At 52.5% G+C, this 19,076-nt stretch carries 13 protein-coding genes; 9 read left to right on the top strand and 4 right to left on the bottom strand.

Annotated features, from left to right (window positions below; all coding sequences use genetic code 11):
• Window positions 1–206: 206 nt before the first annotated feature.
• The gene (locus FAZ14_RS04375; RefSeq protein ID WP_029456391.1) at window positions 207–1,724 is read left to right on the top strand and encodes a sensor domain-containing protein; all 1,518 of its coding nucleotides are present in this window, start codon (window positions 207–209) and stop codon (window positions 1,722–1,724) included.
• Between the two features lie 10 nt (window positions 1,725–1,734).
• Here the strand turns inward: FAZ14_RS04375 and FAZ14_RS04370 are convergent, their stop codons facing one another.
• Window positions 1,735–2,571, bottom strand: coding sequence for a beta-barrel domain-containing protein (locus tag FAZ14_RS04370; RefSeq protein ID WP_016941807.1), 837 nt, complete (start codon window positions 2,569–2,571; stop codon window positions 1,735–1,737).
• Window positions 2,558–4,744 (bottom strand): type I secretion system permease/ATPase, encoded by a 2,187-nt coding sequence (locus FAZ14_RS04365; RefSeq protein WP_016941808.1) that lies wholly within the window; start codon window positions 4,742–4,744, stop codon window positions 2,558–2,560. Before FAZ14_RS04365 ends, FAZ14_RS04370 begins: the two co-directional genes overlap by 14 nt.
• A 726-nt stretch (window positions 4,745–5,470) precedes the next feature.
• Between FAZ14_RS04365 and FAZ14_RS04360 the strand changes: the two genes are divergently transcribed.
• The 3 genes from FAZ14_RS04360 to tadA all read left to right on the top strand — a co-directional run bounded on the left by FAZ14_RS04360 (window position 5,471) and on the right by tadA (window position 7,403).
• A complete protein-coding gene (locus FAZ14_RS04360) occupies window positions 5,471–5,812 on the top strand; it encodes a tryptophan synthase subunit beta (RefSeq protein ID WP_029456392.1) in 342 nt (113 codons plus the stop codon).
• A 128-nt stretch (window positions 5,813–5,940) separates the two neighbouring features.
• The gene (gene murQ / locus FAZ14_RS04355) at window positions 5,941–6,879 is read left to right on the top strand and encodes an N-acetylmuramic acid 6-phosphate etherase (RefSeq protein ID WP_016941810.1); all 939 of its coding nucleotides are present in this window, start codon (window positions 5,941–5,943) and stop codon (window positions 6,877–6,879) included.
• On the top strand, window positions 6,879–7,403 hold the full coding sequence (gene tadA / locus FAZ14_RS04350) for a tRNA adenosine(34) deaminase TadA (protein WP_016941811.1): 525 nt from the start codon (window positions 6,879–6,881) through the stop codon (window positions 7,401–7,403). The genes murQ and tadA overlap by 1 nt, the downstream gene beginning before the upstream one ends.
• A gap of 73 nt (window positions 7,404–7,476) precedes the next feature.
• On the opposite strand, the gene mltF is transcribed toward tadA, so the two are convergent.
• Window positions 7,477–8,934 carry a membrane-bound lytic murein transglycosylase MltF gene (gene mltF / locus FAZ14_RS04345; protein WP_153508092.1) on the bottom strand — a complete coding sequence of 486 codons (1,458 nt, stop codon included), beginning with the start codon at window positions 8,932–8,934 and terminating at the stop codon, window positions 7,477–7,479.
• A 275-nt stretch (window positions 8,935–9,209) separates the two neighbouring features.
• Between mltF and purL the strand changes: the two genes are divergently transcribed.
• The 5 genes from purL (at window position 9,210) to glnB (ending at window position 17,830) form a co-directional block, all read left to right on the top strand.
• On the top strand, window positions 9,210–13,097 hold the full coding sequence (gene purL / locus FAZ14_RS04340) for a phosphoribosylformylglycinamidine synthase (protein WP_016941813.1): 3,888 nt from the start codon (window positions 9,210–9,212) through the stop codon (window positions 13,095–13,097).
• A 753-nt stretch (window positions 13,098–13,850) separates the two neighbouring features.
• Complete coding sequence (locus tag FAZ14_RS04335; protein ID WP_153508091.1) at window positions 13,851–15,284, top strand: sensor histidine kinase; 1,434 nt, start codon at window positions 13,851–13,853, stop codon at window positions 15,282–15,284.
• A 2-nt stretch (window positions 15,285–15,286) separates the two neighbouring features.
• Complete coding sequence (gene qseG / locus FAZ14_RS04330) at window positions 15,287–16,072, top strand: two-component system QseEF-associated lipoprotein QseG (RefSeq protein ID WP_016941815.1); 786 nt, start codon at window positions 15,287–15,289, stop codon at window positions 16,070–16,072.
• On the top strand, window positions 16,069–17,406 hold the full coding sequence (gene glrR / locus FAZ14_RS04325; protein WP_012885733.1) for a two-component system response regulator GlrR: 1,338 nt from the start codon (window positions 16,069–16,071) through the stop codon (window positions 17,404–17,406). Before qseG ends, glrR begins: the two co-directional genes overlap by 4 nt.
• 85 nt (window positions 17,407–17,491) lie before the next feature.
• Window positions 17,492–17,830 (top strand): nitrogen regulatory protein P-II, encoded by a 339-nt coding sequence (gene glnB / locus FAZ14_RS04320; RefSeq protein WP_012768836.1) that lies wholly within the window; start codon window positions 17,492–17,494, stop codon window positions 17,828–17,830.
• An 80-nt stretch (window positions 17,831–17,910) separates the two neighbouring features.
• Here the strand turns inward: glnB and pemA are convergent, their stop codons facing one another.
• Entirely contained in the window at window positions 17,911–19,008 is a 1,098-nt protein-coding gene (pemA, locus tag FAZ14_RS04315; RefSeq protein ID WP_038926546.1) for a pectinesterase PemA, read from the bottom strand.
• Window positions 19,009–19,076 lie beyond the last annotated feature (68 nt).

Raw genomic sequence — 19,076 nt, 5'->3', positions numbered from 1 at the left:
CGATATAATGGAGGCTTTATGCTGTCGTTTTTATGGCTATGAACCTGTCCTGCAGAGCTGGATAGTTTTTTCATTCATCCTTTCTACTCTCCGGAAATGTGCCAACCCTGAAAATCCATACGAGGGGAGTTATTACCGGGATTTTTCGTCTTCAGTGATGCGATTTGTTCGTTCAGGACCGCTTCGGGCCTGAGGAGAGTGTTATTGTGTATGAAATTATAATAACCCTATTAATAGTGCTCTTGGGGATTTCTACTGCAAGAAGCCGTAAATTTCAGGAAAAAGCCGACTCAGAACAAAAAAAGCAAGACTTCCTGAATATGGTGTTCTTCGCCGCCGAGTACAGCCCATCATCCATTATGATCGCTAATGAAAGCTGTGAAATCGTGTACGTGAACCGTCAGTTCACTGTGATGTCGGGTTATGAAGCGGAAGAAGTGATCGGTCGTAAAACCAATATATTAAGTTCGGGCATGACCAACGCCAGCGTGTATGAAGAACTGTGGTCTACCCTCAATAAAGGTGAGATTTGGAACGGCGAGTTTGTCAACCGTAAGAAAAACGGGCAGTTATATTGGGAAAAAGCCAGCATCGTCAAAATATATAATAAAGCCAGTGATGCGGTTCAATACGTCAGCATAAAAATGGATATCACTGAGCGCAAGACTCAGGAACACCATGACAACTCCTATAACCGCGCACTGGAGCTACTCTCGAGTGGTGCACCGTTGAAAGATATCCTGGATGCGATCATCTTCAGCGTTGAGGAGAAAAACCCTGGGCGGATCGTCTGTTCTGTGCTGTTGGTTGATAAGGAAAAGAAATGCCTGACGTTGGGGTCTGCGCCCAGTTTGCCGGGCTTTTACAAGAATGCGATTCACAACGTGAAAATTGCCGATGGGGCGGCGTCGTTTGGCTCGGCTGCGTACTCTGGTAAACGTGTGATTGCTGAGGATATCTCCACACATCCGCATTGGACGTTGTATAAAGGTCTGGCATTGTATGCTGGCCTGCGTTCTTGCTGGTCTGAGCCCATCTTTGGGCAGAACAAAGAGATTCTGGGGGTACTGAGTGTTTATCACCGTAAAGTGTATTCCCCAACGGAGGATGAAATCGCCTCTATTGAGAAATCAGCACAGTTGGTGGCTGTCGCCATCGAGCGTTATCGTGCGATTGATATGCTGCGTCGTAGTGAAGAGCACTACCGGCAACTGGCTCATTACGATTCGCTGACCTCGCTGGCTAACGGGTTGACCTTCGCTGAGCAGATGGAGCAGGCTATCCAGTTGTCACGGCAGACAGGCCGGAAGATCGCACTAATGTTCCTCGACCTGGATAAATTTAAGCAGATTAACGACACCTTTGGTCATGCCACCGGGGATTTACTGCTCAAAGAGGCGGCGGCGCGTATGCGTGGTGCGGTACGTGAAACGGATACGGTGTACCGCCGTAGCGGTGACGAATTTATTATTCTGCTGCAGGGAATCAAGGAAGTTGAAAATACGTTGTATGTCGCTGATAAGATTCATCATGCCCTCAACGAACCTTTTTATATCGAGGGTAAGAAACTGGATATTTCATGCAGTATTGGGATAGCGCTGTATCCCGAACATGGAACTGATTCGCTGACATTAGCCATTAACGCAGATGCGGCAATGTATCAGGCGAAGGCATTAGGACGAAGCCAGACCCAAATCTACCATGATCTGAATACACACCAGTAGCGCCGAGGCGTTATCTTTCCCGCAAGGCTTCCATCCGGGCCTGTCGTATTGGCTTTAGCAGATAGCTGAGCAATGTCTTCTTGCCAGTAATAATATCCATATGCGCTACCATGCCAGGAAGGATCAGTAGTGGTTTGTCTATAGTCCCCAGGAAGTTGCTCTGTGTGCGTAAGCGAACCAGGTAGAAGCTGTTACCGGCTGGGTCTGTCATTGCATCCTGGCTAATCTGTTCGATACACCCTTTCAGGCTGCCAAATGTGGTGTGATCATAAGCGGCGAACGTGATTACCGCCTCCTGGCCCGGACGTAAAAACGCTATATCCTTCAACGGGACTCGGGCTTCTATCAGTAGCTTGTCATCCAGCGGCGTAATTTCCACCAATGTGCGGCCCGGTAACACTTGCCCATTAGTGGTATCGACCAAAATATGCTTGACCATACCCCGCACGGGCGATACGACCAGTGACAGCTCATTCGGGGCATTTACTGAGGCCTTTTCCTGTTGTGGGCTATGATCCAGCCGCATCAGTGGGTCGCCGATATTAACGATTTGCCCTTCCCGGATGTATAGCTCATTCAATTCACCCGTAACGGTTGCCTGTACCCGGTATTGTGGTGATTGACTGAGAGTCTTGCCCGTCGCACTGACGACTTCATCCATTTGTGCCATGCCCGCCCAGCCAACCAGAAACATGGTGAAGGCCAGCATAATCCAGATTGATAACCGAATGAGGCGGGGCGTATCTTCCACCAATGCCTCCCCGACTGCGGTCAGTGCGTGCGAGTCCTGCTGGTGATGGTTGGATAAATACGCGTTGAGATAGCGAGTGAATTTAGCGAGACGCATTGATCTGTCCCTTCTTTAATGCATCCAGCACGATGGCTTTGGGACCGTCGGCGATAATACGTCCTTTATCCACGATAATCAGTCTATCCACCAGCGTCAGCATGGATACCCTGTGTGTCACCAGCAATAATGTTTTGTTGGTAAGGATGGCTTGCAGGGCCTGTTTAAAGCGATCTTCACTGCTGTTATCCATCGCACTGGTGGGCTCATCCAGAACCAGGATAGGTGGGTTAAGCAGTAGGGCTCGGGCAATCGCTACCGCCTGCTTCTGTCCACCCGACAGGTTCATTCCTCGCTCGCCCACCTGCAGGTTATAGCCATCCGGGTGTAACCGGGCGAAATCATTGACACCTGCGATATCGGTGACTTTCAGCATGGCGTCGTCCTCAACGTAGCGGGCACCACAAATAAGGTTATCCCGCAGCGTACCGCTGAAGAGATGGATATCCTGCGGCACGTAACCGACATGATGGCGGAGATCGGCAACATCGAGCTGGCGTGCATCGACACCGTCAATCAACAGGCTGCCGTGGGTGGGGGGATAGAGGTTGACGATTAACTTTTCCAGCGAGCTCTTACCCGAGCCGGTTCGGCCTATGATGCCGACTTTTTCACCCGGCTGAATAGACAGATTAATATCGATCAGAGCACGGCTTTTCTGTTCGGGATAACTAAACGTGACGTCACGAAACTCAATACCACCCTGGATGTTTTCTCGTTTTAGTGCAGCGTGTTGCTCGCCACGTTCCTGCGGCAGCAGCATCAATTCCTGGGTGTCTTTCAGCGTTAGCCTGGCGTGCTGGTAGCGGATAACCCACTCGGATATCGGCCCCAGGGTCAGCAATGCACGACTATTGAGCAGGTAACAGGCAAACAGCGTACCCAGCGTCAATTGGGCGTTTTGCAACTGGTAGACCCCAACGACTATCACGATGACACTGGCGAGGTGTTGGCAGGCTTGTGTCAGATGCAAGGTGCAGGCTGATAACGTTTTCACCCTTAATTCCAGTCGACTAATCTCACCGCTGATGTGTTCCCACCGGTGCTGGCGTTCGCCTTCTGCGTTATTGATTTTAATGGCGTCCAACCCGCTCAGTGTCTCGGTCAGCAGCGCCTGGCGTTCATCCGTTAGTTGTAGGGAATGGACTTGTGCTGTCAGTATGGGTTTTTGAAACAGCCAGTTAATCACCAATACCAGTGGTATCGTCAGCAATGGTACCCAAAGCAGTTGACCACCTAAGATACCGAGTAAGATCAACATCAGCAGTGCGAAGGGAAAGTCTATCAGGCTACTCAGTGATTGCGACGATAACGTATCACGCAGAGCGTGAAACTCCCGCACCCGATGCGCTATCGCACCGATTCGTGCCGGGAACGCTGAGCGCATCATGCCAGTCAGCCGCTCGAATAGCGTGGCAGAAAGAATTAAATCGGTTTTTTTACCTGCAATATCCAGGCAGACGCTGCGCAAGATGCGCAGAATAAGGTCGAATAGCAGTGCAATACCGAGACCGGAGGCCAGCACCCATAAGGTGGCTGTCGTTTGATTGGGGATAACCCGATCGTAGACTTGCATAACAAATAGCGGAATGAATAGCGCGATGATATTGATGAGCAGACTGGCGGCGATGGCATCAAGATAAAGAGGGCGAGACAGTTTCAGTGTGTCACGCCACCAGGCTTTGCTGCGTGTCAGTCGTGTCGCCGTCGGGGCATCGAAACGATGGGCTGGCTGCGCGAACATGACCAATCCCAGATAGTTCTGCTGCAGCGTATTGTGGTCGACCATGATTTCGCCACCTTCGGTTTCGCCGGTCATCAGACGGGCATTGCCGTCTTCAGTCCAGCCCAGCAGGATGGCTGCCCGACCTTCACGCAGCAGCAACATCGCTGGCAGCGACATGCTGGGTATCGCGCTTAACGAGCGTTTGAGTATGCGGGCGCGTAAACCGGCACGCGCTGCGGCACGGGGCAGCAGACTGGTGGATAAACGCAGATCTTCCAGGGGTAATCCTGCCGTCAGTGTGGCGCGGCTGGTCGGCTTCCCCTGCAATTGGCACAAGGCCAACAGACAATCCAGTAAGGGATCATCATGGCGGGCGCGAGGGTCTTGATGTTGTAGAGAATGCGGATATTCTCCGCCGCCTGGTGGCTGCTCATGGTGCGTATTCATGTCGCTGCACATTCCTTAGCTATCGTGACTGCTTGCAGGCAAGGCGATCACAGATAAAAATAACAATAAACAAAAGTGAGCAATATGGCCTGATTTTGTTGTTTTTTCTGGTTTTGACTGGCAAGCATTATTCCTGGCGAATCTTATCAGGCCGTTTGACGATGCAGAAAGATGCCAGTCGGTTTCTCTGCTCAAGTGCGAACTCTAGTGTATTGGTCAATATAACTGACATTTTGATGCGATATAATACGCCCATTAATTCTTGTATTGATCACATTTTAGCGGGCTATCGACTCTACTCGAAACGTGGATAGCGGCGGATAATATTCTGGATAGCTTGCCGGGGGCTGGCGAAAATGCCATTCTGATAGGTGGCCTGACGGTGTGGCGATAGAAAATCGTAGTCACACCTTCAGGCTTCGTCGCAGGACATATTGCCCGTACGGCGTGACAAACTCCATCCAGCGGCGGTGTGTTATTCATTAATGCGGCTGCCTTGTTCGGGTGAAGACGATGGATTCTCGTGTCGGTATCCTCTGGCAGACACAGCAGTAATACGGACTTAGCAAGGTTGCACCAGTACGCAGCTCTGTGCACCGTGGGCGTGTGTTTGAGGCCGTTATGTCTATCGGCTTGCAGCGTGGTAATAAAATGAAATCCTAATCAAGAGTGGAGGTTCCTCCTGTCGTGGGATTCTCTTCTATTGCTAATAAAAAAGGGCTTGGTATGTTTTACATTTTGCGTGACAGCAACGGGCATCTTATCAGGGTAGAAAGATCGCCGTTTCCGGAAATGAGTGGTGAACTGCCGGATAATTCAGTCGAGGCAGCGGCATGGCTGCATAACCAGCGGGCTATTCTGGCTAAAATCGAGCGCTTGCGCAGCAGCGATCTGGAAATGGTACGCGTACTTGAAGACTTGATTCAGGTGCTGATCACCAAAGGACAGATTAGTATCACGGATTTTCCAGCGGCGGCGCAGCTTAAACTCGTCAACCGGGCACGGGCGCGTGAAGAACTGGGTAATCTGGAGTCACTGATCCGTGAGGATGAAGATAAAATCTTCTGATGCTGATAAGTACCGACAAAACGGCTTGCCAGTTACCTTGCAAGCCGTTTTTTATTGGTCCGACAAATGGCAGAGTGATGATCACCTGCCGACGACACGGAGCAAACCGCTAATCAAGGTGGCTGATAATGGTAAACGATGAGAAAAGTATCGATTTTGGTACGCTGGTTTCGGAAACACGCCATCCTGCATCCATGAATTTGGATCAGTTGTCCACGCTGGAAATGGTCTCCTTGTTCAATCAGGAAGATCACCGGGTACCGGAAGCGGTGCGCAAAGTCCTTCCCGCTGTTGCTCAGGCAGTGGATGCGGCTGCAGGTTGCCTGAAGGCGGGAGGTCGAATGATTTATCAGGGTGCGGGTACCAGCGGCCGCCTTGGGGTGTTGGACGCATCCGAATGTCCACCTACCTTTGGCGTGCCGCATGGCGTGGTGGTGGGATTGATTGCCGGTGGATCCGGCGCATTGCTAAAGGCGGTAGAGGGGGCGGAAGATAACCCCGCACTCGGTGAAGCGGATTTGGTTGCGCTGACGCTGACTTCTCGCGATATCGTCATCGGTATTGCCGCCTCAGGGCGAACACCCTACGTGATTGGTGGCTTACGTTATGCCCGGACGTTGGGTTGCCGTACCGTTGCCATTTCCTGCAATCCTCATTCACCGATTGCACAAGAGGCGGAGATTGCGATTTCTCCATTGGTGGGGCCTGAAGTGTTAACCGGTTCCACACGGCTGAAATCTGGTACAGCACAAAAACTGGTATTAAATATGATTTCCACCGGTGCGATGGTGCGACTGGGGAAGGTATATCAGAACCTGATGGTAGATGTGAAAGCCACTAACGTAAAACTGGTCGATCGAGCCTGCCGTATTTTGATGGAGGCTACCGGGGTTGATCGGGAAACGGCACAGCAGTGTCTGGCGCAAACCGATTATGACGTCAAACCGGCGATAGTCATGGTGGTGGCAGGATGTGATGCACAACAGGCCAGGCAACGGTTAGTACAGAGCGATGGATACCTGCGTGATGCGTTATATAAAGAAAATGCGAAAAACCAAGAGGAATAATGAGTAGTCCGATGGATGATGAATTCTGGATGCGCCACGCGTTGTCATTGGCACAACGAGCCTGGGATGAAGGTGAAGTGCCGGTTGGCGCGGTGTTGGTGCAGGGAAATCAGGTGATTGGCGAGGGCTGGAACCGGCCGATTGGTCGCCATGATCCCACTGCCCATGCAGAGATCATGGCATTGCAGCAAGGAGGGCAAGTGCTGCAGAACTATCGCCTGTTAGACACTACCCTGTATATCACGCTGGAGCCGTGCGTGATGTGTGCTGGAGCCATGATTCATAGTCGTATCAGTCGGCTGGTGTATGGCGCGGCGGATGCCAAGACGGGAGCCGCTGGCTCGCTGGTGGATATTTTGCGTCATCCAGGAATGAATCATCAAATAGCCATAACCGACGGTGTGTTGGCGGAAGAGTGCTCAGCACTGCTGAGTCGTTTTTTCCGTATGCGCCGTCAGCAGCAGCGTGAAGCGCGTGCCGGGCGTGATATTTCACATGGTACTTCACATGATACTTCCGCCTGAATGGGGCCGCGCAGAATAACAAGGTCCGAATCGTAGCGACCCGAACCGTGGTGAATAGGGTTGCAGGAACCGCTTAGCGGGGGCGTGTGGCGGTCAATTGCTCTGGTGGTACGGCGGGGTAGGCGCTGCCCGCCAGTTGCTGTTGTAACGCCCGGCTTTCTTTCTCTGAAAGATACCCCACCAGACTGACCATGTAGCGTCGGATATTTTCCACATAGTCATAAGCCTCCTGACCACGCGCATAACCGCTGGTGGTTTGGGAGTAGTAGCGTTTTTGACTCAACATCGGCAGGCGTATTTTGACGTCTGCCCAACTGTCTGGATTTCCCTGCTGTTTTTCTGTCAGCTTACGGGCATCCATCATATGTGCGTACCCCATATTATAGGCCGCCAGCGCAAACCAGATACGCTCGTCCACCGGGATGGTGGCAGGGACTTGCTGCATCATTTGGCTTAAATATCTGGCTCCGCCGCGAATGCTTTCCTCCGGGTTGAGCCGGTTGACCACATCCAGACTTTCAGCGGTATTGCGCGTCAGCATCATCAAACCACGTACCCCGGTTGGCGAGGTAGCCAGTGGGTTCCAGTGCGATTCCTGATAAGAAATCGCCGCCAGCAGTTTCCAGTCTATTTCCCGGGCGTATTTCTCGAACAGCGGACGTAAACCCGGCAATGTGTTGTCGATAGCGCTGAGGAACGTGGTGGTATCCACATAGTCGAATTCGCCGACATGCCCCAGATACTTCTCTTCCAGACGGGCAAGGGTGCCGTCTTCCATCACCTGACTAAAGAAGTCGAGCAGTGCGGCAGAAAGACTGTCATCACGGTTTTGCCGCATATACCAGGTCACTGGCTCTTCGTCGCTAAGATCGAATGACACCGCTAACTGAGGGTGGATTCGCTGCATCAGACCAATGTTGATTGAGTCAGCGATGGTGTAATCCAGTTTCCCTTCAGCGACCTGTTTTAGCAGATCCAGTTCAGAGACATCGGTGGCAACTTCCCAGCTCAGTTGCGGATATTTTTCGGCTTTCAGATCACGCAAGGTCGCGGCATGTGCCGAGCCAGACAGTACGGTCAGTTTACCCTGCAATTTGTCCAACGAGGTGGGACGCGCGCTCCCCATACGGTAGACCAGTTGCTGCGATACGGAATAATAGGAAGGGCCTGCCTGGAAGCGGTTCAGACGTTCCTGGTTATAGATGAGGCCTGCCGCCAGCAGGTCGGCATTGTCGTTATCCAGATCGCTGAATAAATCGTCAACATTTTGACGCACCGAAACCACCAGCCGCACGCCGAGGTAGTCGGCGAATCGCTTAGCCAGTTCATAATCCAGCCCGGTGGGGGAACCGTTGCTGAGGGTATAGGTCAACGGAGAGGTCACGGTGCTGATGCGTAGCTCGCCACGTGAAAGGATTTGCCTTAACTGGACGTCCTGATGACTGCGCCAGGGAATATTTGGCCACAGTGCCAGCGTCAACAGCAAAGCGATTACCCCGATGAAAACATAATTTATCGTTAAACGCTTCAATGAGTTGTCTCTCGGCGGCCAGTCGGCCTGTCTGTCTGTAACGGCAGTTTCTTATTACGTCTGTCCCAGAGTCGGGGGGCATTTTGCTTAACAAACCGCCAGTGTGCAACTGTTATTCGTTTGTCTATTGTTTGACCACAGAACCTCTGCAATGTTTAACAATCGCTACGCAAACGGTTTCGTCACGCGTCACTATTCTCTATAATAGCCCGCGTTTCCCCCCTGTAGCGCCCTGACGCACTGTCTCCGGTGCCTCGAAGACGAGAGAAATTTAGATGATGGAAATACTGCGTGGTTCACCGGCCTTATCGGCTTTCCGTATCAATAAACTGTTGGCCCGGTGCAAGGAATACCAACTGCCCGTTAGCGACATTTATGCCGAATACGTCCACTTCGCCGATGTGAACGCTCCGCTAAACCATGAAGAACAGTCACGACTGAGCCGCCTGCTGAAATACGGGCCTTCTCTCGCTGAGCATGAGCCTACCGGGCGGCTGATTCTGGTGACCCCGCGTCCGGGCACCATTTCTCCCTGGTCTTCCAAGGCTACCGACATTGCGCACAATTGCGGCCTGCAAAAAATTCGTCGTCTGGAACGTGGCCTGGCGTTTTACATTCATGCACCGACATTAAGTGATGCCCAGTGGAAAGAACTGGCGGCACTGCTCCATGACCGCATGATGGAAAGCGTCTTTGACGACCTGCAACAGGCTAACCTGCTGTTCTCTCAGCACCAGCCGACCGCGCTTAAGCGAGTCGAAATTCTGCTGCAGGGCCGTCCGGCTCTGGAAGAGGCCAACCTGCGTTTGGGGCTGGCGCTGGCTGATGACGAAATGGATTATCTGCTGGAAGCCTTTACTAAACTGGGGCGCAATCCAACCGATATCGAACTCTATATGTTTGCTCAGGCGAATTCTGAGCACTGCCGCCATAAAATCTTCAATGCCGATTGGGTCATCAACGGTGAAACACAGCCGAAGTCGCTGTTCAAGATGATCAAAAACACCTTTGAGCATACACCGGACTATGTGTTGTCTGCCTATAAGGACAATGCGGCAGTGATGGAAGGGTCGGCGGTAGGCCGTTTCTTCCCTGATCCACAAGGCGCTTATGCCTACCATCAGGAAGACGCACATATCCTGATGAAAGTGGAAACCCATAACCATCCGACGGCTATTTCACCGTGGCCGGGTGCTGCGACTGGCTCCGGCGGTGAAATCCGTGATGAAGGCGCTACTGGGCGAGGCGCGAAACCGAAAGCCGGTCTGGTCGGGTTCTCGGTATCTAACCTGCGTATCCCCGGTTTTGTTCAGCCGTGGGAGCAGGATTTCGGTAAGCCGGACCGTATCGTCAGCGCGCTGGATATCATGACCGATGGCCCACTGGGTGGCGCGGCCTTTAATAATGAATTTGGCCGTCCGGCATTGACCGGCTATTTCCGTACCTATGAAGAAGCGGTAGACAGTCATAACGGCGTTGAAGTACGTGGTTATCACAAACCTATCATGCTGGCAGGTGGGATCGGCAACATCCGTGCGGAACATGTCAAGAAAGGCGAAATTAGCATTGGCGCCAAGTTGATTGTGCTGGGCGGGCCTGCGATGAATATCGGCCTGGGGGGCGGTGCTGCATCGTCTATGGCATCAGGCCAGTCTGACGCGGATCTGGATTTTGCCTCGGTGCAACGTGATAACCCGGAAATGGAGCGCCGTTGTCAGGAGGTTATCGATCGCTGCTGGCAGCTTGGCGAGCAAAACCCGATCCTGTTTATCCATGACGTCGGTGCTGGTGGCCTGTCCAACGCCATGCCGGAACTGGTCAGCGACGGTGGACGCGGCGGTCGTTTCGAACTGCGCGATATCCTGAATGATGAACCTGGGATGAGCCCGCTGGAAGTCTGGTGCAACGAATCACAGGAACGTTACGTGCTGGCAGTAGCACCGGAACAACTGGCGCTGTTCGATGAGATATGCCGTCGTGAACGCGCGCCTTATGCCGTCATTGGTGAAGCGACGGAAGAACAGCACCTGACACTCAGCGATCGCCACTTCAACAATAAGCCGATCGACATGCCGCTGGACGTACTGCTGGGCAAAACGCCGAAAATGCTGCGTGATGTCGAGCGTAAAGACGTTGAAGGCACCCCACTGAATCGCGAAGGCATTTATCTGGCGGAAGCGGTTGAACGCGTGCTGCACTTGCCTGCGGTGGCGGAGAAAACCTTCCTTATTACCATCGGTGACCGTACGGTGACCGGGATGGTGGCGCGTGACCAAATGGTTGGGCCGTGGCAGGTACCGGTGGCAGATTGCGCCGTGACAACCGCCAGCCTGGATAGCTATTACGGCGAAGCGATGTCAATTGGCGAACGCGCGCCGGTGGCATTGCGTAACTTTGCCGCATCGGCACGTCTGGCGGTCGGTGAAGCGCTGACTAACATCGCCGCGACACATATTGGCGACCTGAAGCGTGTGAAATTGTCTGCCAACTGGATGGCTGCGGCTGGGCATCCGGGTGAAGACGCTGGTTTATACGAGGCGGTGAAGGCTGTTGGTGAAGAACTCTGTCCGGCGCTGGGGTTGACGATTCCGGTGGGTAAAGACTCCATGTCGATGAAAACCCGCTGGCAGGAAAATGGCGAAGATAAATCGGTAACTGCACCGTTATCGCTGGTGATTTCTGCGTTTGCCCGCGTAGAAGATGTACGCCATACCGTTACACCGCAGTTGCGTACCGACAAAGACAACGTACTGCTGATGATCGACCTGGGTGGCGGACATCACGCATTGGGCGCAACAGCGCTGGCTCAGGTTTATCGTCAACTGGGTCGTAAAACGGCGGATGTGCGTAATCCGGCACAGTTGGCTGGCTTCTTCAATGCAATGCAGGCATTGGTGGCGAACAAGGCACTGCTGGCATACCACGACCGTTCAGACGGCGGTTTGCTGGTCACGTTGGCTGAAATGGCGTTTGCCGGTCATTGTGGCGTTAAAGCCGACATCAGTTCTATGGGTGAAGATGCGTTGGCCGTGCTGTTCAACGAAGAGCTGGGCGCTGTTATCCAGATAGAGGCTTCTCGCCGTGCCGAAGTTGAACAGGTGTTGGCTGAGCAGGGTCTGGCAGAGTGCGTGCACTATCTGGGGCAGGCACAAGCAGGTAACCACTTCATCATCCACAGTGGCAACGAGGTGGTGTATCACGAAAGCCGCACTACGCTGCGTAACTGGTGGGCAGAGACGACCTGGCAAATGCAGCGCCTGCGTGATAACCCACAGTGCGCGGATCAGGAGCACCATGCGAAATCTGATGACAACGATCCAGGGCTGAATGTCGCACTGACTTTCGACCTGCGTGAAGACATCGCCGCACCATTTATCAGCCGTCAGGCGCGTCCCAAAGTGGCGGTCTTGCGTGAGCAAGGTGTCAACTCGCATGTAGAAATGGCGGCAGCGTTCCATCGCGCTGGGTTTGATGCCATTGATATTCATATGAGTGATCTGCTGGCTGGTCGCCGTAATCTGCAAGACTTCCAGGCGCTTGTTGCGTGTGGCGGCTTCTCTTACGGTGATGTGTTGGGGGCAGGTGAAGGCTGGGCGAAATCCATTCTATTCAACGATCGGGTGCGTGATGAGTTCGCCGCATTCTTCCTGCGTCCGCAAACGCTGGCGCTGGGGGTTTGTAACGGTTGTCAGATGATGTCCAACCTGCGTGAGTTGATACCAGGGGCAGAGCACTGGCCGCGTTTTGTTCGTAATAAATCTGACCGGTTTGAAGCACGTTTCAGCCTGGTGGAAGTGACCAGCAGCCCATCACTGTTCCTGCAGGATATGGCGGGTTCCCGTATGCCGATCGCTGTGTCGCATGGCGAAGGTCGTGTAGAAGTCCGTGACGACAGCCAGCTGTCTGCACTGGAACAGCATCAGTTGGTGGCACTGCGCTACGTGAATAATTATGGTCAGGCAACGGAAGATTACCCGGCTAACCCGAACGGATCGCCGAATGGTATCACGGCGGTGACCAGCGTGAGCGGGCGTGCCACGGTGATGATGCCACACCCGGAACGCGTGTTCCGCACCGTGAGTAACTCATGGCACCCGGAAGAGTGGGGCGAAGATAGCCCGTGGATGCGTATGTTCCGTAATGCTCGCCGCCAGTTGGGGTGATGTGTTCACATCTCTGTTATAAGAAAGGGGCTTTGGCCCCTTTCTTTTTTGTCTATAGAAAACCCCCAGTTAGGTTGTGGGTTCTTTTTGTCTCAAATCAGCGACAACAGTATGATAGTCTGTCTCCAAAAGGTGACATTTATTTTATTGATTCTAAAGTGTTATTTTTAATGGGCATTAGGGTGTCTTTTTTTAGCGACAAAAAGGCCTGATTTCACTGAGTAGCGGGAGAATAGCGAGAACAGTTCAGACCGCATTTTTAATATCTTCGCTGTATTATTTTTATTTTTCCTTTAATTTCAATTGATTGATAATTTTTGTTGATAACTGGCACGATGAGTGCATAATGGGTGCGCTGCTCATTCAACTGGTTATGATGCCGATCTAACAGACATGCTCATAACACCCGGAATGATGCCAAAAGATAAGGTGCCTATCGTCCACATTATTGATAACTGCCTTTGGGCTTTATCACACATCGGGCGACACGTTGAGTGAGGCACCGCCTATTCAGAGAAGAGACCCGGTCAGACAGTTATTGTGTGACCGGGTTTTGTTTTTAGGGCGACGTCACCGTGTCACTCCCTGCGCCTATGGCGCGTTCGTTCCTTTCTGGCTACCGCATGTTGCAAGGTTACATGGCATGATTGCGGCCATCTTCCCAAGATATTGATGGTCTGCATTTGAGCTGATACTGATAACGCGTACAATGGCGGGCGAGGTATCAGACGGTGTACTTTCGCAGGTAACGATATGATTTCGTTGAAACGTTGGCGTTTTTTCCCACGCTCTTTGCGGCAATTGGTCATCATGGCATTTCTGCTGGTGTTGTTGCCGTTGCTGGTATTGGCTTATCAGGCCTATGAGAGTTTGGATCACCTCAGTGAACAGGCGGCGGGGATCAATAGCACCACACTGGCAGATGCACGGCGCAGCGAAGCCATGACCAGTACGGCTATCAGCATGGAGCGCAGTTATCGTCAGTTCTGTGTGCTGGGTGATCAGACCTTGTCGCAGCTGTATCAAAATCAGCGTAAGCAGTATTCTCAGATGCTGGACGTGCATGCGCCGATTTTGCCTGACCCTTCTTATTATCAAAACCTGCGGCAATACCTGACGGAACTGACCGATATCCGTTGTCAGAACAACGGCCCGGCAGCCGCGTCTATTACCGTACTGGATAACTTCTCTCGCACCAATGCTCAGATGGTACAAGCCACACGTGAAGTCATTTTCTCACGGGGGCAGCAGTTACAGCAGGATATTGCTGAGCGTGGCCGTTTCTTCGGCTGGCAGGCACTGGTGTTGTTTCTGGTCAGTGTGCTGTTGGTGGTGCTGTTTACCCGGATGATCATCGGGCCGGTAAAAGGCGTCGAGAGCATGATTAATCGGCTGGGGGAAGGGCGTCCACTCGGTCAGCTCGTCAATTTTAGGGGGCCGACGGAAATTCGCTCTCTGGCACAGCGGATCATTTGGTTAAGCGAGCGCCTTTCCTGGCTTGAAGCGCAACGTCATGAGTTTTTGCGTCATTTGTCCCATGAGCTAAAAACGCCTCTGGCGAGTCTGCGTGAAGGCGCGGCGTTATTGGCTGATGAAGTGGTAGGCACACTGACGGACGACCAGAAAGAGGTGGTCGCGATTCTGGATAATAGCAGCCGCCACTTGCAGCAACTGATCGAACAATTGCTCGACTATAACCGTAAACTGGCGGATGCACCGGCTGGGCTGGAGCAGGTAGATGTCAACGATATCGTTAATATGGTGGTTGCCGCGCATAGTCTACCGGCTCGCAGCAAGCTGATGCAAACGCATGTCGAATTGAATGCGAAGACGTGTCGGGCGGAAACGACATTGTTGATGCGGGTGATGGATAATCTCTATTCCAATGCGGTGCACTATGGTCAGGAATCCGGTAACATTTGGATCCGCAGCCGCCAGATAGAGAACCGGGTTCAGATTGACGTCGCTAACAGCGGTACTCCCATTCCTGAATCAGACAAAAGTATGATCTTTGAACCTTTTTATCAGGGAACCCACCAGCGTAAAGGTGCGGTAAAAGGCAGTGGTCTGGGGTTAAGCATTGCGCAGGATTGTATCCGCCGTATGCAGGGTGAACTGAATCTGGTGGCGGTGGAGTATGCCGATGTCTGTTTTCGTATTGAATTACCATTAAACACTGAGAATTAACCATGATTGCACGGTTGTTGAGCCTTCTGCCGTTACGAAGCCTGGTGGTGTTGTTACCCGGCCTGGAGGTGATTGCCGCGCTGAAAAAACTGCTGTCCGGTTTACCCTTGCTGTTTTTGCTTGCTGGTTGTGCTCAGGACAGTGATAACCCACCTGTTGGTCGGCGAGAGGCTGAGATCGTCAGCCCGCCTAAAGCACAAGTTGCAGACTATCGTACCATGTCATGTGAGCAGGTGTGGCAGCTTCACAACACCGAGGCGATGAATAATGCGCTGTACTGGTTGCGCGTCATGGAATGTGCCTCACGTATGACGCCGATGCAGGCCCGGCAACAGACGCTGCTGGTCGGTGAAAATGACTGGAGTGGGTTATTCCGTCAGGCCATCTTGCTGGACAATGCCGAAACCACCCTGCAAGAACGTCAACAGATTATTGAACAACTGAATCGTCAGCGGTTGAATGTGCCGCTGACGTTATTGCCGCTGTTTCAGGTCTGGCTGGATAAACAGAATTTGATATTGACCCTGGCGGATGAGCGTCAGCGTTTTCAGCGTGCGCAGGAAAACAGCGATAAACAGCTGGAAGCGATGCACGAGCAGCAGACGCAATTACAGTCACAACTGGAAACTACGACACGTAAGCTGGAAAATTTGACCGATATTGAACGCCAACTGTCATCGCGTAAGCCGACACAGGGGGATTTGCCTGATGGTGAAAGCCGTCGGGGGAAAAACGCTGAGAGTGAAGCACCGCCGGCTGTGGCGAAAAAAGGAATGAAAAGCGAATGACCACCAGAAAATCCGCCACCCTGCTGTTGGTAGACGATGACCCCAGTCTGTTGAAATTACTGGGGATGCGCCTGACCAGTGAAGGATTTACCGTGATTACGGCAACCAGTGGTCAGGAAGCGCTGCGATTGCTGCTGCGGGAAAAAATTGATCTGGTGATCAGTGACTTGCGCATGGATGAAATGGATGGATTGGCGTTGTTTGCTGAAATTCAGAAGAATCAGCCGGGCATGCCAGTGATCATTTTAACTGCTCACGGGTCTATTCCTGAAGCGGTGGCGGCAACACAGCAAGGGGTGTTCAGCTTTCTGACGAAACCGGTCGATCGTGATGCGCTGTATAAAGCGATTGATGATGCACTCAAGCTTTCACCGCCGACCAGCGACGAAAGCTGGCGCGCCGCGGTGGTGACTCGCAGCCCAATTATGCAACGTCTGCTCGAACAGGCCAAAATGGTGGCACAGTCAGATGTCAGCGTGCTGATTAACGGCCAGAGTGGTACGGGGAAAGAAGTTCTGGCACAGGCGATTCATGCCGCCAGTCCGCGTGCGGGACGGCCATTTATCGCCATCAACTGCGGTGCGTTACCGGAACCTCTGCTGGAATCTGAATTGTTCGGCCATGCCAGAGGCGCTTTCACCGGTGCAGTCAGCCAGCGCGAGGGGCTATTTCAGGCTGCGGAAGGCGGGACGCTGTTTCTGGATGAAATTGGTGATATGCCGCTGGCACTGCAGGTGAAGCTGCTACGTGTATTGCAAGAGCGCAAGGTCAGGCCGCTGGGGAGTAACCGGGATCAGGATATCAATGTGCGGATCATCTCCGCTACGCATCGTGATTTGCCCAAGGCGATGGAAAAAGGCGAGTTCCGTGAAGATCTTTACTACCGCCTCAATGTGGTGAATCTCAAGCTTCCGGCATTGAATGAACGCGCAGAAGATATTCCATTGTTGGCGAACCATTTGCTGCGTGAAGCCGCGACCCGGCATAAGCCTTTTGTGCGCAGCTTTTCGACCGATGCCATGAAACGCTTGATGGCGGCCAGTTGGCCTGGCAATGTGCGGCAACTGGTCAATGTCATTGAGCAATGCGTCGCGCTGACCAGTGCGCCGGTCATTGGTGATGCACTGGTAGAACAGGCGCTGGAAGGGGAAAATACGGCGTTACCTACGTTTGCTGAAGCGCGTAACCAATTTGAGCTTAATTATCTGCGAAAATTGCTGCAAATTGCGAAAGGCAACGTCACGCAGGCCGCACGTATGGCCGGGCGTAACCGTACCGAATTTTACAAATTGTTGGCACGGCACGAACTGGACGCCAACGATTTTAAAGAATAGTGTTAAGTTATTGTGAATTGCATGGCCGATCATGATTTCGCCGTGCTGGCTCTTGCCGCTACATAGTGATGATTAGGATTTCACCATGAAAAAAATTGATGCGATTATTAAACCGTTCAAACTGGATGATGTACGCGAGGCGTTAGCTGAAGTTGGTATCACCGGGATGACCGTAACAGAAGTAAAAGGATTCGGGCGCCAGAAAGGCCATACTGAACTGTACCGCGGTGCCGAATACATGGTGGACTTTCTGCCGAAAGTAAAAATCGAGATCGTGGTGTCTGACGATATCGTGGATACTTGTGTGGAAACGATCATGAATACGGCACAGACCGGTAAGATCGGTGATGGCAAGATCTTTGTATTTGATGTCGCCCGCGTGATCCGTATTCGTACCGGTGAAGAGGATGAAACCGCTATCTGACCGGTTACTTTTGGCACATCGAAAGTAAAACAGCCAGCCGTTATCGGCTGGCTGTTTGTTATCAGCAACACGGTAATCGGTCAGGGGAGTGTTGGCGTCCAGTCACCCAGGACTTTGCTTTGGGTGTACTCTGCTGCCTGCGCGTCGGTCAACTGCCGACGAGCTGAGCTTTTTACCGCTCCGGCACCATAAGACTTGTACTCGAAGAAACGCGAGTCTTCCGGATAGAACCAGATGGTATTACCGTCTTTATTTTTGCCAGACATCTTGTCCCAGCCGTAAATATGGTTATCCATACTGGTATTCAGGAATACCGTCTGTCCAATGGCGTTCGGGTCCGCGTAACGTCCATCAGAGAAGGTCGTTGTCGGATGCCAGGGACGCCCCAACCCATAGCTCTGCGCTGGAACCGAGTCGCTTTCTTTAATTACGCGGCTGTTGGTGATCACCAGACCATACTTCTGGTTGATGTTGGTGCTGGGCGCGGTCAGGTAGCCAGAAACGCCGCTTTTCACATCGGCACGATAGCGTGAAACCAGATCGCAGTTATTGAACAGAGCCGTGCCGTCGCCAAAGATAAAGTCAACGGTGCCGCTGATTCGACAGTCAGAGAAGAAGCTGCGTCCACCAGATACATACAGCGTGTCCTGATAGCCGACCAGGCTCACATCGTTGAAGTAAGCGCGGTCGCCGCTTTTGGTCACGTAAAGCGCAACGGCCTGAGTATCCTTGATTTTAGTGCTGTCACTGTCACTTTTGGCCTGGTTGGCCGGGAAGTCAAAGTCGTTGCGGATAGTCAGTGATTGGGCGCTGAAATCTTTGGCGCTGATGGTCACCGTGCTGCTGCCTGCGGTTCCCCATTTGCTGCCGTCCGACTTCAGCGTTCCTGCGGCTATCGCTGCGGCGATAATGGTGCCGTTACGGCTTTCCCCTTTCAGATGCAGGTTATTACGGGTAATGGTCAGGCGCTCGTTATAGACGCCATTTTTGATCAGAATGACGAATGACGAGCTGCCAGCCGGTGCGCTGGCGATAGCATCGGCGATGGTTTTAAACGTTTTGCCGTCGCTGGCGGTTTTCGACACCACGGCATTGTAGGTGGTGGCGGCCTGAGCCTGATGAACGCTGAGGGCGACCATCAACGACAGCGCAAGGGTTCCAGAGAGCGTTTTTAACATACACATATTCCTTTAAGTAGTAGGTAACAGAAGTCCAGATGTTTTATGAACAGATAACATCCAATAAA

Source organism: Dickeya oryzae, assembly GCF_009372235.1.
In the GTDB taxonomy this organism is placed as follows: domain Bacteria; phylum Pseudomonadota; class Gammaproteobacteria; order Enterobacterales; family Enterobacteriaceae; genus Dickeya; species Dickeya oryzae.
The sequence above is the reverse complement of the archived record's forward strand: the minus strand, read 5'-3'. Positions and strand labels throughout refer to the sequence as shown.

Excerpts from the sequence above, each read along its gene's own strand:
- FAZ14_RS04370 (WP_016941807.1), bottom strand. The coding sequence starts at position 2,571 with ATGCGTCTCGCTAAATTCACTCGCTATCTCAACGCGTATTTATCCAAC.
- FAZ14_RS04365 (WP_016941808.1), bottom strand. The coding sequence starts at position 4,744 with ATGAATACGCACCATGAGCAGCCACCAGGCGGCGGAGAATATCCGCAT.
- FAZ14_RS04360 (WP_029456392.1), top strand. The coding sequence starts at position 5,471 with ATGTTTTACATTTTGCGTGACAGCAACGGGCATCTTATCAGGGTAGAA.
- murQ (WP_016941810.1), top strand. The coding sequence starts at position 5,941 with ATGGTAAACGATGAGAAAAGTATCGATTTTGGTACGCTGGTTTCGGAA.
- tadA (WP_016941811.1), top strand. The coding sequence starts at position 6,879 with ATGAGTAGTCCGATGGATGATGAATTCTGGATGCGCCACGCGTTGTCA.
- purL (WP_016941813.1), top strand. The coding sequence starts at position 9,210 with ATGATGGAAATACTGCGTGGTTCACCGGCCTTATCGGCTTTCCGTATC.
- FAZ14_RS04335 (WP_153508091.1), top strand. The coding sequence starts at position 13,851 with ATGATTTCGTTGAAACGTTGGCGTTTTTTCCCACGCTCTTTGCGGCAA.
- qseG (WP_016941815.1), top strand. The coding sequence starts at position 15,287 with ATGATTGCACGGTTGTTGAGCCTTCTGCCGTTACGAAGCCTGGTGGTG.
- glrR (WP_012885733.1), top strand. The coding sequence starts at position 16,069 with ATGACCACCAGAAAATCCGCCACCCTGCTGTTGGTAGACGATGACCCC.
- glnB (WP_012768836.1), top strand. The coding sequence starts at position 17,492 with ATGAAAAAAATTGATGCGATTATTAAACCGTTCAAACTGGATGATGTA.
- pemA (WP_038926546.1), bottom strand. The coding sequence starts at position 19,008 with ATGTTAAAAACGCTCTCTGGAACCCTTGCGCTGTCGTTGATGGTCGCC.